The organism is Micromonospora sp. NPDC048063, assembly GCF_043202855.1.
In the GTDB taxonomy this organism is placed as follows: domain Bacteria; phylum Actinomycetota; class Actinomycetes; order Mycobacteriales; family Micromonosporaceae; genus Micromonospora.
Window position 1 is genome coordinate 77,359 of sequence record NZ_JBIDBG010000010.1, and the last position, 15,397, is coordinate 92,755.

Annotated in this window: 11 protein-coding genes and 1 pseudogene; 4 read left to right on the forward strand and 8 right to left on the reverse strand. The window is 71.2% G+C overall.

Features of this window, described 5'->3' with window-relative positions; all coding sequences use genetic code 11:
- The first annotated feature begins 156 nt into the window (after positions 1-156).
- Both ACGFZ2_RS23230 and ACGFZ2_RS23235 read left to right on the forward strand, forming a co-directional pair.
- Positions 157-2,274, forward strand: coding sequence for a glycogen debranching N-terminal domain-containing protein (locus tag ACGFZ2_RS23230; RefSeq protein WP_393263387.1), 2,118 nt, complete (start codon positions 157-159; stop codon positions 2,272-2,274).
- Between the two features lie 42 nt (positions 2,275-2,316).
- Positions 2,317-2,716: pseudogene (locus tag ACGFZ2_RS23235) on the forward strand (hypothetical protein); the annotation flags it as partial.
- A gap of 157 nt (positions 2,717-2,873) precedes the next feature.
- Here ACGFZ2_RS23235 and ACGFZ2_RS23240 read toward each other — a convergent pair.
- Positions 2,874-3,629: a class I SAM-dependent DNA methyltransferase gene (locus ACGFZ2_RS23240; RefSeq protein WP_393263388.1), complete on the reverse strand. Its 756-nt coding sequence runs from the start codon at positions 3,627-3,629 to the stop codon at positions 2,874-2,876.
- Between the two features lie 542 nt (positions 3,630-4,171).
- Here ACGFZ2_RS23240 and ACGFZ2_RS23245 point away from each other — a divergent pair.
- The gene (locus ACGFZ2_RS23245; RefSeq protein ID WP_393456735.1) at positions 4,172-5,566 is read left to right on the forward strand and encodes a serine hydrolase domain-containing protein; all 1,395 of its coding nucleotides are present in this window, start codon (positions 4,172-4,174) and stop codon (positions 5,564-5,566) included.
- A gap of 100 nt (positions 5,567-5,666) precedes the next feature.
- On the opposite strand, the gene ACGFZ2_RS23250 is transcribed toward ACGFZ2_RS23245, so the two are convergent.
- The 6 genes from ACGFZ2_RS23250 to ACGFZ2_RS23275 all read right to left on the reverse strand — a co-directional run bounded on the left by ACGFZ2_RS23250 (position 5,667) and on the right by ACGFZ2_RS23275 (position 13,154).
- On the reverse strand, positions 5,667-6,122 hold the full coding sequence (locus ACGFZ2_RS23250; protein WP_393456738.1) for a hypothetical protein: 456 nt from the start codon (positions 6,120-6,122) through the stop codon (positions 5,667-5,669).
- A 305-nt stretch (positions 6,123-6,427) separates the two neighbouring features.
- Entirely contained in the window at positions 6,428-7,066 is a 639-nt protein-coding gene (locus ACGFZ2_RS23255; protein ID WP_393263393.1) for a hypothetical protein, read from the reverse strand.
- Positions 7,063-9,465, reverse strand: a complete 2,403-nt coding sequence (locus tag ACGFZ2_RS23260) for an FHA domain-containing protein (RefSeq protein ID WP_393263395.1) — start codon at positions 9,463-9,465, stop codon at positions 7,063-7,065. The genes ACGFZ2_RS23255 and ACGFZ2_RS23260 overlap by 4 nt, the downstream gene beginning before the upstream one ends.
- Positions 9,462-11,465 (reverse strand): serine/threonine protein kinase, encoded by a 2,004-nt coding sequence (locus ACGFZ2_RS23265; RefSeq protein ID WP_393456741.1) that lies wholly within the window; start codon positions 11,463-11,465, stop codon positions 9,462-9,464. Before ACGFZ2_RS23265 ends, ACGFZ2_RS23260 begins: the two co-directional genes overlap by 4 nt.
- Positions 11,466-11,745: 280 nt before the next feature.
- Positions 11,746-12,636 (reverse strand): tetratricopeptide repeat protein, encoded by an 891-nt coding sequence (locus tag ACGFZ2_RS23270; protein WP_393456744.1) that lies wholly within the window; start codon positions 12,634-12,636, stop codon positions 11,746-11,748.
- A 32-nt stretch (positions 12,637-12,668) separates the two neighbouring features.
- Positions 12,669-13,154, reverse strand: coding sequence for a hypothetical protein (locus ACGFZ2_RS23275; RefSeq protein WP_393456747.1), 486 nt, complete (start codon positions 13,152-13,154; stop codon positions 12,669-12,671).
- Positions 13,155-13,293: 139 nt separating this feature from the next.
- Between ACGFZ2_RS23275 and ACGFZ2_RS23280 the strand changes: the two genes are divergently transcribed.
- Positions 13,294-14,088 carry a DUF2785 domain-containing protein gene (locus ACGFZ2_RS23280; protein ID WP_393456750.1) on the forward strand — a complete coding sequence of 265 codons (795 nt, stop codon included), beginning with the start codon at positions 13,294-13,296 and terminating at the stop codon, positions 14,086-14,088.
- Positions 14,089-14,427: 339 nt separating this feature from the next.
- Here ACGFZ2_RS23280 and ACGFZ2_RS23285 read toward each other — a convergent pair whose 3' ends face one another.
- Positions 14,428-15,372, reverse strand: coding sequence for a hypothetical protein (locus ACGFZ2_RS23285; protein ID WP_393456753.1), 945 nt, complete (start codon positions 15,370-15,372; stop codon positions 14,428-14,430).
- Between the last annotated feature and the right edge of the window lie 25 nt (positions 15,373-15,397).

Below are 15,397 nucleotides of genomic sequence, written 5' to 3' on the forward strand. Positions count from 1 at the left end.
TTTTCGGCCATTTCATGCCTCTCGCCGTCTTGAACGATCCAAGCCCCGTACGGCAGAATTGGATCGTTCAAGTTCCAGGAATGTTTCGCACTTTGCACCGCCCGAGGACCGCCTGTCAAGACATCGGTCCGTCCGAGAAGGATCTGGAGTCGAGTCGTGATCGAACGCCACCTGCAACCCCTGCTGCATGATCTGGTAGGGGTGGTCCTCGCTCCCACCAGCGCGCTGGGGGACGCGGCCGGGCAGATCCGCCCGGCCGGCGTCCAGGGTGTCTTCCACGCCGACGCCCGGGTGCTCTCCCGGGCCGAGCTGCGGGTCGACGACCGCGAGCCGGAGGCAGTGGCCCGCGGCGCGGTCGAGCCGCACGGCGTCCGCTTCGTCGGCCTGGCCCGCTGGCTCGGCGACCCCACCCCCGACCCGACCGTCCGGCTCGACCGGACACGGCGGCTCGACCCGCGCGGGCTCGTCGAGGAGGTGCGCGTCGTCTCGACCGCCACGATCGCGGTCAAGGCCGTCGTCAGCATCGACCTCGGCTGCGACCTCGCCCCGATCGAGCTGGTCAAGTCCGGCGAGACGACGCAGCCGCTGGCAGCCCGGACCGGGCGGCCCGGCGAGCTGACGTGGGCGGCGGACGGCATCGTGGTGACGGTCGTCGGCGAGGGCGCCGACGTCGTCGCCGACCGGGCCACCGCGCCACGGCTGTCCTGGCCGGTCGAACTGGCTCCCGGCGACACCGTCACGCTGCGCTGGCGACTGACCGTCGAGGACCCGCGCGCGGTGGTGGTCTGCCCGCCCGGCAAACCCAACTGGTCCGAGCCCGACGTCCACGCCGACGACCGCCGACTGACCCGGCTCCTGCGCCGCAGCCTGGACGATCTGCGCGGGCTGCGGCTCGCCGACCCGGGCGCGCCACAGGACGTCTTCCTCGGCGCCGGGGTGCCCTGGTTCCTCACCCTCTTCGGGCGGGACAGCCTCTGGGCCGCCCGGATGATGCTGCCGCTCGGCACCGACCTGGCCGCCGGCACGCTGCGGGTGCTCGCCCGTCGGCAGGGCACCCGGGTCGACCCGGACACCGGCGAGGCCCCCGGCAAGATCCTGCACGAGCTGCGCCGGCACGAGTTCGCCCTGCCCGACCACCGGCTGCGGCTGCCGCCGGCGTACTACGGCACCGTCGACGCCACCCTGCTGTGGGTCAACCTGCTGCACGACGCCTGGCGCTGGGGCCTGGCAGACGACCAGATCGAGCCGCTGCTGCCGCACCTGGAGGCCGCCCTGGGCTGGCTCGGCGAGCACGCCGACGCCGACGGCGACGGCCTGGTCGAATACGTGGACAGCACCGGTCACGGGCTGTCCAACCAGGGCTGGAAGGACTCCGGCGACGCGGTCAGGTTCCGTGACGGCCGGCTGGCGACGGCACCCATCGTGCTGGCCGAGGTGCAGGGGTACGCGCACGAGGCGGCGGTCAACGGGGCGGCCCTGCTGGATGCCTTCGGCCGCCCGGGGGCGGACCGCTGGCGGGGCCACGCGCAACGGCTGGCCGAACGCTTCCGCGCCGCCTTCTGGGTCGACGGCGGCCCGCAGGGCCCCCGACCGGCGCTGGCGCTGGACCGGGACAAGCGCCCCGTCGACTCACTGACCAGCAACATCGGCCACCTGCTCGGCACCGGCCTGCTCGACGCCGCCGAGGAGGCGCAGGTCGCCCGCCTGCTCACCGGCAACGCGATGGCCGGCGGGTTCGGGCTGCGCACCATGTCCACCGACGACGCCGGGTTCAGCCCGCTGTCGTACCACTGCGGGTCCGTCTGGTCCCACGACACGGCGATCGTGCTCGCGGGGCTGGCCCGGGCCGGCTTCGCGGAAGCCGCGCGCGGCCTCGCCGAAGGGCTGCTCGGGGCCGCCGAGGCGTTCGACTACCGGCTACCGGAGCTGTACGGCGGGGACGACCGGTCGGTGCTCGGCCGCCCGGTCCCCTACCCCGCCGCCTGCCACCCGCAGGCATGGTCGGCGGCGAGCGCGGTGCTGCTGCTCCAGGCGGCCCTGGGCCTCTATCCGGACGTCCCGGCCGGCACGGTCCGACTAGCCCCGCTGGCCGGGCCCGAACTCGGCGCGCTGTCGGTCACCGGTCTCCGCCTCGCCAACCACGCGGTCACCGTCGCCGTCGACGGCACCGGACGGGCGACCGCCGACCTCCCCCGTTCCCTCACCGTGATCCCCGCCCGCGTCCCGCAGCCTCGCCCGTCCGACGACTCGTGGACCGGTGCGGCTTACCGCTGACCCGCTTCCGCCTACCTCCGGCCTCCGAAGCGAGCGGCGGGCTTGCTGGCCCGCTGGTGGCCCCGCCTGCTTCCCGGCATCGCCGCCGGCGCCACCCACGGCGTGATCCGGGTCGGCCATGCCGTCCATGCCCTACTCGGCGCACAGACCGCACCACGGCTACGCCAACCCCGTCATGCTCGTACACGCGGCGACCGCTCCCCACGCGGTCCTGCGGTCCCTGCCCGCCCTGCCACCGGCGCTGTGGAGGCCGAGCCTGGCAGCTGCGTGGGCGGCGGCAGCCGCCGTCACCGCCGCGTACTCCCCCGCCGCGGCACGCCCTCCGGAGGCGACGCCGGCGACGCAGGCTGCCGAGCTGATGTCCCTGGCCGCCGGTACCGGCGACGCCCACGCGATCAAGTTCGCCGACACGGCCATCGACACGCACGGCCACACCGGCAACCCCCGCGACGATCGGCCTGGCGATCCACTCCGGCCGCCAGATCGCCGCCGACTGAGAACTACCGGCGCACGTGCCGCCGCGACCTGGCTCCGGCGCCCGCGCCTGGGCCACTGGATTCGATACGCTCCCGCCTCGCGGAAGTCGCCGATGGGCTCGACTAGCCCTCATCAAGGGCGTCGAGTGGCTTGCGCCAGACCGACACGTGGCTCTCGCTGTCGGACGTGAAGGGAGCCCGGTTCCAGTCCGCCACCCGCTGCTCCAGCGTCAAGCCGGCCAGCCGCGCCATGAGGTCGCACTCGGCAGGCCAGATGTAGCGGAAGTTGCTGCAGCCGTAGCGCGTGCTCCCGTCGTCCAGCCGCCAGTAGTGGTGCGAGGTCCCCTGCTGCGTGACCATGTCGTAGGTGTCGATGCCGACATGCCGGTCGGTCACCTCGAACGGCACCGCCGCCTGCCCTGGCGGGAACCGCCGGATGCCCGGCACCCACAGCTCGACGACGAAGCGACCACCCGGCGACAGGTGCCGGGCAGCGTTGCGGAAGCACTGCACCTGCTCGTCCTGGGTACGCAGGTTGCCGATGCTGTTCCACACCACGTACACGAGCGAGAACCGGCCGGGGACGGTCGTCGTGGCCATGTCACCGACGACGACCGGCAACTCCTCCGCGGGCACCTTGCGCCGCAGCTGGTCGGCCATCGGCTGCGACAGCTCGATCCCGGCCACCGAGAGGCCTCGGGCGGCGAGCGGGATCGCCACCCGACCCGTGCCGATCGCGAACTCGAGCGCGGGGCCGGAACCCGCCAACCGGGCGAGGAAGTCCACAGCGGGGTCGAGCACCTCGGGGGCGAACATCTCGGCCGAGCTGTCGTCGTACCGCTCCGCGGTGTCCTCGTCCCACAGGTCGCTGCTCGTCACGGGCACGAGCCTGCCCGCCTTCCTGTGATCATGCCAGCCATTTTCGAAGAGGCCACGACCGTGACCGCCTCCCGGCGGCCGAAGCCGGCCACCACACCTCATCCCCGACCGACCCCCGGCGCCGCATCGTCCACTGTGCGCTGTCTCGTGTTCCGACGGTCGTCTCAGACCGCTTCCCTCGCTGATGCTGTTCGGATTCCCTGACCCGGTCCTCGCGATCGCGCGGTCTGTCGCACAACGAATGAGGGCGGTGAGAGCGCCGTGCCGGCGGCCTGGTTGCCGTCCGGCGCGGGCCCAGTCCCTGACGAAAGTCAGGGGTGGTTGCTGTCGATCGGACCCTGTGACGGCAGGGCGCGGATTCGTAGCGTGGCCGGCGTCAATCGAGATGATCGGAGCACGCCGTGAGGGCGGATAGTTTCTGCTGGTGGCGGGGGATCGTTCTGGCGGCGGCCACGGGCTTGGCAGTTTCTGTGGGCTCCGGCCCCGCACTGGCCGCTGATGCGGGCGACGACGCCGTGGATGCCGGAGCGGTGGAGCGGGTCGTGGAGGACTTCGCGAGCAGGGCCGGGTATCCGGGGATCGCCGTGGCGATCACCAGGGGAGATCGGGTGCTGCATGTCGGCGGTCATGGTCACGACGCGTCCGGCGCGGCGGTGACCGCGGCGACGCCGATGCCGGTCGCGTCCGTCAGCAAGTCGTTCACGGCCCTGGCGGTAATGCAGCTCGTGGAGGCGGGGAAGGTGGAGCTGGACGCGCCGGTTCGCCGTTATCTACCGGACTTCCAGATCGACGACGCCCGCGGGGCGCGAGTCACGGTGCGGGAGTTGCTGAATCAGACCTCCGGAATCACCGACCGCACGCTGCGGGAGAAGAGCCTGCGGCAGCCGGACTCGCTTGCGGCCGCGCAGCAGCGGGCGCGCGCGGCCACCCTGGCGGCCGATCCCGGCACCAGGTACGCGTACACGAACACGAACTATCACCTCGCGGCGCGGCTGGTCGAGGTGGTCTCCGGGGAGCCGTTCGCGGACTACCTGCGTGATCGGGTGTTCGAGCCGGTGGGTATGCGGTCCACCGTCAGCATCGATCAGACCCCGGGCGATCTGCCGGAGCAGGTGCGTGAGGGTTACGTGTATGCGTACGGGGCGACGGTCCCGGCGGCCGAGCCGAAGCGGTTCGTGGCGGGCTCTGACGGGGTGATCGCCACCGCGGCGGACATGGCTCAGTGGCTGATCATGCAGAACAGCGGCGGTGTCGCGGCCAGCGGTGCGCGCGTGGTTTCCGCATCGAGCATCACCGCCATGCACACGTCGTCCGGCTCGGGCTCGACCTACAGCCTGGGCTGGGATCGTGACGACAACGGCTGGGTCCGCCACAACGGCGTGTGGTTCACCTTCACCGCCAGCCAGCTGCTCCTGCCGTCTGGCCACGGCATCGCGGTGCTGGGCAACAGCGGTATCGGCCTGGGCAACGAGGGCACCGATCAGCTGGCGGACGCCATCGCGGAGCTGGTGAGCGGCGACAGCCCGCAGGCGCCTGCGGCCCTGCGGCTGATCATCGACCTTGTGCTGGCCGGCTTCACGTTGGTCAGCTTGGCGTTGGGCGTGCGCAACCTTCGCCACAGCGGCGAGTGGGCACGCCGGTTCGCCGTCAGGCCGCTCTGGCAGCCGGTCTTGCGGCTGGTGCCGCGGCTGGTGCCGGTGGCGTTGCTGGTGATGCTGCCCGACCTGCTCGGTCAGGTTGTGGGCGGCGGACGGGACGTCACCTTCGTGCAGTTGGCGTACTACACGCTGCCGCTGGTCGTCTGGACGGCGGTCGCTGCGATCACCAATGTGAGCGTCATGATGACTCGGATCTGGGCTCTGGTTCGGGCACGCCACGCTGCCAGCGGCCATGCCGCGTCCGCTGCGGTCGCCCCGGCCGAGATGCTCGCCGGGTAACGCCGATGCTCGCGACGAGCACGATGGGCGGGTGGCCGCGTCGGTCACCCGCCCCGCCGTGGGCGTTGCCCGATGCGGCTGTCCGCCCCGTCCCGTGACTTCAGGCGACCGGGTGCTCGATCTGGGATCGTGCCCGCACGAACATGTCGTCCGGATCGCCTGTCTGCGGAAAGCCGATAAAGGCCACCATGCCGATGCTGTGGTCGTCCGCCCAGGCGCAGGTGTCGACCCAGACGCCCTGATCCTCTCCCTTGCCGCAGCGCGCTTCACCGCCCATCGGGCCGGGTCGCGTGGGTTCGACCTCGGACAACCTTGGCAGTGTCGCGAAGATGCGGTCGAGTGCCGCAGTCGGGTCTGGCACCTTGCCGGACACTCCGCTGACAACAACCGTGTACTTGTCATCCGCAGTGGTGTAAGCAGTTGCGACCGCGCTGGTGGCATCGCCGTCAAGGAGCGTCTTCAAGGCGCCCACGCTCTGCTGCGCCGCATTCCGCCACTTTCGGTTCTTCGACTCCGGCCAGCCACTCAGGAGCTTCTCGGGCTTGTCGAGACGCATGGCTACAGCCTGTGCGGGGGAGGGTTGGGCGTTCCCCGTCCGCTGCGCTGTGTCCGCAGGCCGCGCCAACACGCCCACGATCAGCAGACCCCCGACAACCAACGCACCCATCACCATCGCGCGCCGGCGTTTGGCTGCCACATTCGTTCCCGACATCCGTCACATCCTCGAAGCTCTCGTCGTGCCGACATCGCCGGCGCCTTCCTGCAACACGCTGCGCCGGTTGATGCTCGGAATCTCCCTGATCGGAACGGGCGATGACGTTCACCAGCCATGCGACGTCGAACCACGGTGCCAGTGGGTGACTAGTCAGGCACGACCTCGCCGGTGATGGCGCGGGAACGTTGCGCGACGGCTGCGCTTATCGGTGCGAGGGCCGGAAGGTGCATGCCCTGCGGGCCGAAGATCAGCCATGCGATCGCGACCGCGTACCATGGCGCCGCCGGGCCATGCAGCATCAGCGGATTGCCCTCCTGGTAGCGGAGGATGAACGACCACTGGGTCAGGTCGGCGGAAAGTTCCAGTACGCCGTTGTGCCAGAAGCTCAACATGTTGCCCTGCCAGTCCCCGAGCAGCCGCTGGTTGGTGAGGATCATCCGCACCTGCGCCTGGTCCCGCCACTGGGCCGCCGCCATGGCCTGGGCGCGGCTGCGGGCACTGGCGTTGCTGATGGCGTCACCGGCCATGCCGGCGAGCACGAAGCCCGTCGAGCCGAACCAGAAGTGGCTGCTCTCCCGATACTGCACGGCGGTGCCGTAGAAGCGTGCGTAACCCAGCACCGTGTCGCCGAAGATCGTTTCGTTCTGGCTCACCCGCAGTCCGCTGGGCGGCAGCGCGACCAACTGGCCACCGCGCGCCAGGTGCTCGTACAGCCGGCACGCACTGCTCCAACCGTCGCGCAGAACGGCTTCGAGCGCGGCGGCAGAATCCTTACGGCGGCTCACGTGCGGTTCCTCCGGCTCTCCAGTACGGGCTCGTGGCGGCGCAGCGCCCACCGCACCGCCGCGGTCAGCAGTACGGTCTGGCCCGCCAGAACGGCCATCGCCCAGCTCCACGCGCCGGTGGTGTGCGCCCAGAGTGCGTCCGGCGCGGGCTTCAGCATTATCGCGCGCAGGTCCACCGTGGCGGCTGCGGCGGCGTAGCCCCAGCGGGCCGGGGCAAGCCAGGAGAGCTGTTCGATGCCGGCGCGTTCGACCACGGCGAACAGCCCGCCGCAGAGCACGAGCTGCGCCATCACAAGCCCGACCAGCACCGGCATCGTCTGCTCGCTGGTGGACACGTAGACACTGACCAGCAGCCCGAGCACGGTGGCCGCCAGCGTGGTCAGCCAGACCACCGCGATCAGCTCGACCAGCGGCACGCCCAGCACGAGCGCCTCGGGTGGCGCCGGCCGGCCCACCATGCCGAGCAGGACGAACAGCGCCGCCTGGAACGCGTTCAATACGGCGAACACGGCCAGCTTCGCGCTCAGGTAGGCGCCGGGCGCCATGCCCACCGCTCGTTCCCGGCGGTAGATGGCACCCTCCCCGACGAACTCCCGGATGCCCCCGGCCAGTCCGATGAAGACCGCACCGATGGTCAGGATGACCAGCAGTTGGGCGGCCTCGGTGCTGCGCCCGGGCGGCTGTGCGGGCAGCCCGAGGCCGTCGGAGCCGGGGACCACGTGCAGCAGGGCGGCGAGGCCCACCGGCAGGCCGAGGGAGAGCGCCGCGTACAGCCGGTCGGCGAGGGTGACGGCGACCGTGCGGCGGGCGAGGATCGCCGTCTGCCGCCACCATCCCTGGCGCGGCGGTGACGCGGTGGCCGCCGTCCGCTCGGTCGGCGGTGCGGCCTTGGCCGGCGGGCGGGTGGCCGCGAACTTGGCGGCCCAGACTTCCGGGTCGGCGGCGACCGCGGTGAACACGTCGGCGTACTCGGCCGCCCCGAAGAAGTCGAGCAGTTCGTCCGGCGGGCCGAAGTAGGCGACCTTGCCGCCGCGGGCGAGTACCAGCACCCGGTCGCACACGTTCAGGTGCAGCGGACTGTGCGTCACCACCACGACGGTTCGGCCGCGATCGGCCAGCTCGCGCAGGCCGTGCATCACGTCGCGGTCCAGCGCCGGGTCGAGCCCGGAGGTCGGCTCGTCGAGGAAGAGCAGCGAGGGCTCGGTGAGCAGCTCCAGGGCCACCGAGGTGCGCTTGCGCTGTCCGCCTGAGAGCGTGTCGATGCGTTGGTCGGCGTGTGCGGTGAGGGCGAGCTGGGCGAGTACCTCGTCGATGCGCTGGTCCCGCTCCGCAGGCGTCACGTCGGCGCCGAAGCGCAGCCCGGCCGCGTAGCGCAACGCGCGGCGTACGGTCAACTGACGGTGCAGGATGTCGTCCTGCGGCACCAGGCCGATGCGGTGCCGCAGGTCGGCATACTCGGCGTAGAGGTCGCGGTCCTGGTAGCGGACCGTGCCGGCCTGCGCCGGGCGGTTGCCGGTCAGCGCCCCCAGCAGCGTCGACTTGCCGGCACCGCTCGGGCCGACCACCGCGAGCAGGCTGCACTCGTCCAGCTCGAACGAGACCTCTGAGAGCAGGTTCCGCGTGCCGACCGTGACACCGAGCCCCTCGGCGCGCAGCGACACCCGGCCGGCGTCGACGTAGTCGTGCAGTGCGGTGCCGTCGAACACCATCTGGTGGTGCCCGAACGAGAGGAGGTCCCCGGCGTTCAGCACCGCCTGCTCGACCTGCCGCCCGTTGACGTACGTGCCGTTGCGCGTACCCAGGTCGATCACGCGGAATCCGGCGCCGTCCCGGACAAGGTCGGCGTGGTAGCGGGAGACCAGCAGGTCGTCGAGGACGATGTCGTTCTCCGGCGCCCGCCCGATCAGGATCCGATCCGCGGCCGGGTAGCTGGCCGAGGGGGTCCGGCCCAGCGCGAATCGTGCACCAGGTGGTGGCTCGGCCGCGGATACGGGCCCGCTCGGGCGTACCTCGGTGGACAGGCCCGGCTGCGCGGAATCGGTCACCGGCGGCGGAGCAGCGGGAGGCCCTTCCGGGCGGAAGGTGAGCACCGGACCGTCGACGGCGTTGCCGAGCCGCACCGCGCAGGCGACCCCTATCTCCAGCTCGTGCACCTGACGGCCGTCGAGGAACGTGCCGTTCCGGCTGGCGAGGTCACGCAGGTGCCACCGTCCGGCCCGGTAGGTGATTTCCAGGTGCTCGCGGGAGGCCCGCGAGTCGTCCAGGACGATCGGACAGAGGGGATCACGGCCGATCCGCAGCGGCCCGCCGGCCGCGGTGACCCGTCGCTCCCCGTCCTCACCGGGTACGCCGACCAGCAACGTGGCGCTCGCGCCGCCACCTCCCTCGGGGGCGGTCATCGGTTCGCTCTGGGTTTCGGCAGCCGCTTGGCCATCGACGTCGCCATTTTGATCAGGTCGCTCTGGTGACTGCCACCTTCGTAGTCGTTCTGGATCGCGACCTGGAAGAGCACCTGGCCCGAGCGGACGAAGATCATCGCGTAGACGCCGTTGGAGCCGCTGACGGTGATCCCGAACGACTCCTCACCCAACTTCGGCACCGTGAACGGCCGCCATCCGCACCGCTCGGCCGCCGTGCGGGTGGCATCGAGGAACGGGTCGGCCGCGTTGCCGTAGAAGCCGGCGACCGCTGAGCCGAGGTACGGGTACTGGCCGCTGGACACCCAGTAGCTGTTGCTGCTGTGCGCCCCGATCGCATCACCGCGAACGTTGCCGTCCGAGCAGAGCGCAAGCTTGGCCAGGCCATTGTGCAGCGCGTCGCTGGAGGAGCTCGTGTTGACCAGGTCCCGGTCTCCGAGCTTCATCGCGGACACGACGTCGGCCACCGACAGCAACACCGGCTCCAGTGCGGTCACCGCCGGCGGCGGGGAGGCACGGTCGACGCTGGGGGTCGGACTCGCACCGAGGCCGCCGGGCAGGCTGCCTTGGCTGAGGCTCCACACCGACGGTACGCAGCAGGCGGCCAAGAGGACCGTTGCCACGATTCCGATGATCATCGGGGCTTTGGACTTCTTCCGAGGCTGGCCGGGCGCCCCGGGAAAGCCGGACGGCCCCGGGCCAGGCGGCAGCGGGTAGTCCGCCGGCCCCGGAGCCGGCCGCGGGCCGGGCGGCAACGGGTAGCCCGCCGGCCCCGGAGCCGGCCGCGGGCCGGGCGGCAACGGGTAGCCCGGCGACCCCGGAGCCGGCCGTGGGCCGGGCGGCAGCGGGTAGCCCGGCGACGCAGGGTTGCCCGACGACGGGAAGCCGGGCGGCCCGGAGGTGGGCGGCAACGGAGAGCCCGGCGACCCGGAGGTAGGCGGCAACGGAGAGCCCGGCGGCCCCGAGGTGGGCGGCAACGGAGAGCCCGGCGGCCCCGAGGTGGGCGGCAACGGGTAGCTCGACGGCCCAGAGGTCGGCGGCAACGGAGAGTTCGACGGCCCAGGGGTGGGCGGCGACGACGGCTGCGGTGCCCCGCCGATCGCGGTCTCCGGCGGTGCGGCGTGCAGCGCGTTGACCCAGGCCGCCGCGGCGGCCGGCCGGCGCTCGGCGGTCACCGCGACCATCGACAGGATCCCGCGGATCACCCGGTCCTGCCCTGGACCGAGTGCCGCGGTGAGCCGCTGGGTCATGCCGTCGATGTCGCCGGGCACCGGCATCTCGCTGGTCACCGCGTAGTAGACGGTCGCGCCGAGGGCGTAGCGGTCCGTGGCCGGGGTGTACTCCCCCCGGGCCAGGGACTCCGGTGCCATGAACGGTGCCGTGCCGTACAACCGGGCGGTGCCGCTGGTGCTACGCAGCCGGACCAGGCCGAAGTCGACCAGATAGGCCCGCCCGCTGCCGGAGACCAGGATGTTGGCCGGTTTGATGTCCCGATGCAGGACCGGTATGCCGTCGGTGTCCTGGCCGCTGTGCAGGTAGTCGACGGCCTCGGCGATCGGCCCAAGCGGCTTGAGGATGTCCAACCCGCGCACCCCGCCGCTTTCCAGCATTTCCTGGAGGCTGCGGCCTTCGATCCACTTCATCACGAAGTACAGCCGTGGTGAGCTGTCCGTGGTGGACTCGCCGGCCGGGTGCGGCGACGGGCCGACGAAGACCTCTTTGACCTTCACCAGCGCCGGGTGTTCGAGTTGGGTCGCCAGCGCCGCCTGCAGCCGAAGGCCCTCCAGGCCGCGGTCGGTCTGGTCCTCCGCCGGCACCCGGAGGATCTTCACCGCGTACGAGAACGCCACGTCTCCGTGGTGCTCGCGAGCCCGCCAGACCTCCCCCTCGCCACCAGCGGCACGCCGCTCGATCAGCTCATACCGGTCCGGCGCGTCCGGCGGTCCCACGTAGCTGTGCTGCGCAACCGACACGACGGTCATCGTGCCAAACGGTACTGACGAATCAAAATTCGTGCTCTTGTCGCAACCCTCACCCTTGCGCCGCCGAGAAAGCCCATCGCGGCACCCAGCACAGCCGGCGGAGCCGACCGCAAACCGAGATGCCGACGGTACTTGCGCGCGTCTCGTTCGCCCGCCGAGCCGGGGCAGATGGTGGCTCGTCGCGAGTCTCGCTTCGGCTGACCGCCGGAAGCGCTGCACACCACCCCATCAACTGCTCCGACTGCGGCAACCGCGCTATTCAGCAGGGCCCCGCCGCACGTCATCCCAGCGTCCCTGGAAGGTGTCGCACCACCCGGGTGCTGCCCTTGCAGTCGGCTGGACAGCCCTCGTGGTAGTTCGCGGACTGCTGGGCGCCGGCGAGGAGATACGACAGCCCTACCAGGTTGTCGTCCTTGAGCAGCAGTGCCTCGGCCTCGATTTCCTCGAAGCGCCGCTGCTCGGTCAACAGCCAGCCGAGCTGCCGGTAGGAAGGATTGTGGCCCGGCTCGGCCAGCTTGTCCCGGACGAGCTGAGTCGCCTCCTCCAGGCGGCCCTGTGCCGCCAGCAGCCGCACGCGAACGTGCTCCTCGCCCGCGTCAACGGCGGCCTGGTAGGCGGCTACCGCCTCGTCGGCGCGGCCCAGCTTCTCCAACAGCGCACCCAGCGGCCATCGAGAAACACCCTTTCCGCCGATCGCTGACCGATAGGCGCGGACCGCCTCGTCCAGCTGGCCCGCCCGGGCATACACCTTGGCCAGCCGGACGCCCGCCGCCGCGTCACCAGCCGCGATCGCCATCTGGTACTCGCCGATGGCCTCGTCCATCCGGCCGGCCTTGGCGAGCAACGCGGCGAGACGGACCCGGGCTTCTGGCTCACCCGCCTCCACCGCCGCCCGCCACCCGGCGATTGCCTCGTCGGTCCGGCCCGCATCCGCCAGCATGTTCGCGAGGCCGCCGTACGCCCGAGGCAGACCGGCCTCGATGGCCGCCCGCCAATGCGCCTCCGCCTCCTCGACGCGGCCGTCCTCCATCAGCAGGTCGGTCAGGCGTTCCACATCCAGCCAGTCCCCGCCGCCGGCCCGGGCTTCGAGAATCGTGATCGCCTCGTCCACCCGCCCCTGCTCGACCAGCCACTCGGGGCGATCGTCCGGATCAATCGGCTCATCGATCATGCCGGCACGATACGAATGTGGTGCTCTGCGAATCAGTCGATTTCCTCGGCGTCGCTCAGGTCTTCCAGCCGCACCGGCCGGTGCTGGGCAAATATCACAGCCAGGCCGTAGGGGTCGCAGACGGCAAAGCCTCCCTCCTGGAAGTGCAGCATCCATTCGCTGTCGGCGTAGAAGTTGAGCTGGGGGCTGTCCAGCGGAAGCTCCTCGGCAGGGACTTCCCGGTAGGGATCAAGCTCGTCCTCGGCCAAGCCGAACGAGGCCGGATCGGTCAGCATCGTGGCGCGCACGAAGCGAAGCCCTGTCACCAGGTAGTGATCGATGTCGTCGAGCACGTGGGCGATCATCGGCAGATCGACGTGGTCGAGGTCGTCGGCGCCGTCGAGCAGGATGTTGACCGCGATCGGCAGGCGGTAGGCCGAGCTCGTGACCGGCTGCTGGAGTCTCCATGTGGACAGATCGCCGGGCCCGCGTTCGAGAGCCAGTAGGCCGATGCCAGGACGAGACACGGTCGTGGTCATGTCGACATCCTCCACCCGCCTACCAACGCCTGACCAGACTGGGCATGCGCGGCCTGGGCGGCGGCAATCCCGACCGTGTCGATCAGCCGGCGCCGTATCGGCTGGCGGGTCTCGATCAGCGCACGGTAGCTTGCCGCCCGTGACCGACTGGATCAAGATTTTCGACGACGACTGCCGCCTTCCAGCAGGGCGTGAGCTGAACGAACTGACCACGGAACTGGCGCAGTGCCTACGCGATCCGGACCCGGACGTTCGCGACGGCCATCCGTACGTCGTGCTGCGCACCTGGATCGAACGCGACGTCATCGCCGGTGATCGCCGTGTGCAACTCGGCGACGAGATGGCCGACCGGTTCACCGACCCGCGCACCGAGGCCCGCACCTTCGCGCCCCTGGTCCTGGACATGATCGTCAGTCGGGGAGACTTCCGTCCGCGCTGGCTCGACGCCTTCAGTCGCTGGTATCCGGCAGAGACGGACCTGCGGGGATACCATCCGCGGCTGGGCTGGCTGCACGCGGTGGCGCACGGTGCCGACCTGCTCGGCACCTTCGGCCGCCACCGTGACGTCGATCCCGCCGCCATGCTCGACCTGGCGGGCGCCCGGCTGCTCGCCCGCACCGACCACCTCTGGGCCGAGCGGGAGGACGACCGCCTCGCCCGCGCCGTCGCCCTGACTCTGACCCGCCCGGAGCTCACCGCCGCGGCGTCGACGACCTGGCTCGACCCGATCACCGCCGACTTCCGTGCCGTGTCCGCCTCGACCACACCCACGTACGTTTCCAACACGCTGCGCACACTGCGGGCACTCTACGTACTCGTCGATTGCGGGATACGGGTCCGACCAGACGGTCCCCGGCAGCAGATCACCCACCGCCACGAGGTCAAGCAGCGGCTGGTCGACGTTCTGGAAAGCGACGCCAAGGCCATCGGCTGACCGGGTAGCGGACCAGTCGCACGTGATGGGCTGCGGGCTGCGGGCTGGGGGCTGCGGGCTGGGGGCTGGGGGCTGCGGGCTGGGGGCTGCGGGCTGGGGGCTGCGGGCTGCGGGCTGCGGGCTGCGGGCTGCGGGCTGCGGGCTGCGGGCTGCGGGGTCATGGTCCTCGGCACCAGTCATCAGGTGCCACTCGCCGTCACCCATGCGCCAGCCGATACTGAACCGCTCGATCTGCGGGTACGCCCTCCACGGCGGCAGGACCCGCCCATGAGCATCAAGCTGTTCCCACACGGCGGCGTCGAGAAGTTCACGCGTCCGGTCGTCCACCGTTGACGCTGCTCAGCTCAGGCTGATGACGGGCCGGGTCAGGACCTCGTGGGCGTACCGGTCGTCGGAGGCGAGCCACTGGCCGAAATCCCTGTCGCGGTAGGCGGTCGCAAGGGTGAGCCAGCCCAGGAAGAAGCCGCTGCCGCCACACGTGGCGCCGCCGCCATCGCCGCCGCACACGATGGTTCGCTCGGTGGTCGCCTCGTGCTTGTAGGGATCCTGCCCGATCGCCAACCCCCACAGGTTCGCCTCGCGGTGCGCGCCGGTCTTGCAGTCGTACGGGTAGCCGTCGTTGGGGCAGTCGTCGCCCCAGCGGAACAGGGTTGTCGCACCGGCTCCACACGCCCACTCCCACTCATCCGCAGTGGTCGTCCGCAAGCCGATGCTCGCGAGCCCGGCCACAGCCTCGTCGTAGGAGACCTCCCGGGTCGCCCGGGCCCGCGCCACCTGCCCGCTCTGGTCGAACTCGACCGTCAGCCCACCACCAGATCGGAACACCTTCACCACGCCGCGCCGATCCCCGGTCGACGCGACGAGTTCGAGTACCCGAGGGTCGTCCGGCGCCAGCGGAATCTCGCAGGGGTCGAACGCTTCCACCGCGACCAGCATCGCCGGCATCTCGGCGCCGCGTACCGGCGAGGTCATCGCGTCGACGTACTCGGCCAGCGGTGGAAGGCCGTACTCGTCGGCGCTGTCGGCGTAGCTGGCCGCCTGCTCCGGAAAGGGCTGGAATCGGGCCGCGTCGTAGCCGAGAGTCGGCCGGCCGCCGGGTACGAGAGCGAACTGCATCCCGTCACGGTCGAACAGCGCCATCCGGTGCGACCGCCCCGCGTACGCCGTGTCTTTCAGGCCCACCACAGTCAGGTCGTGTCGGTCGGCGATGTCCTGGGCGATCCGGCGGGCAGCGCCGTCAGACAGGTCGTTCCACTGCGCGAAACTGAGGTCGGCGTACGGCACCGCGCAAGAATAGAGCCGAAGGCGC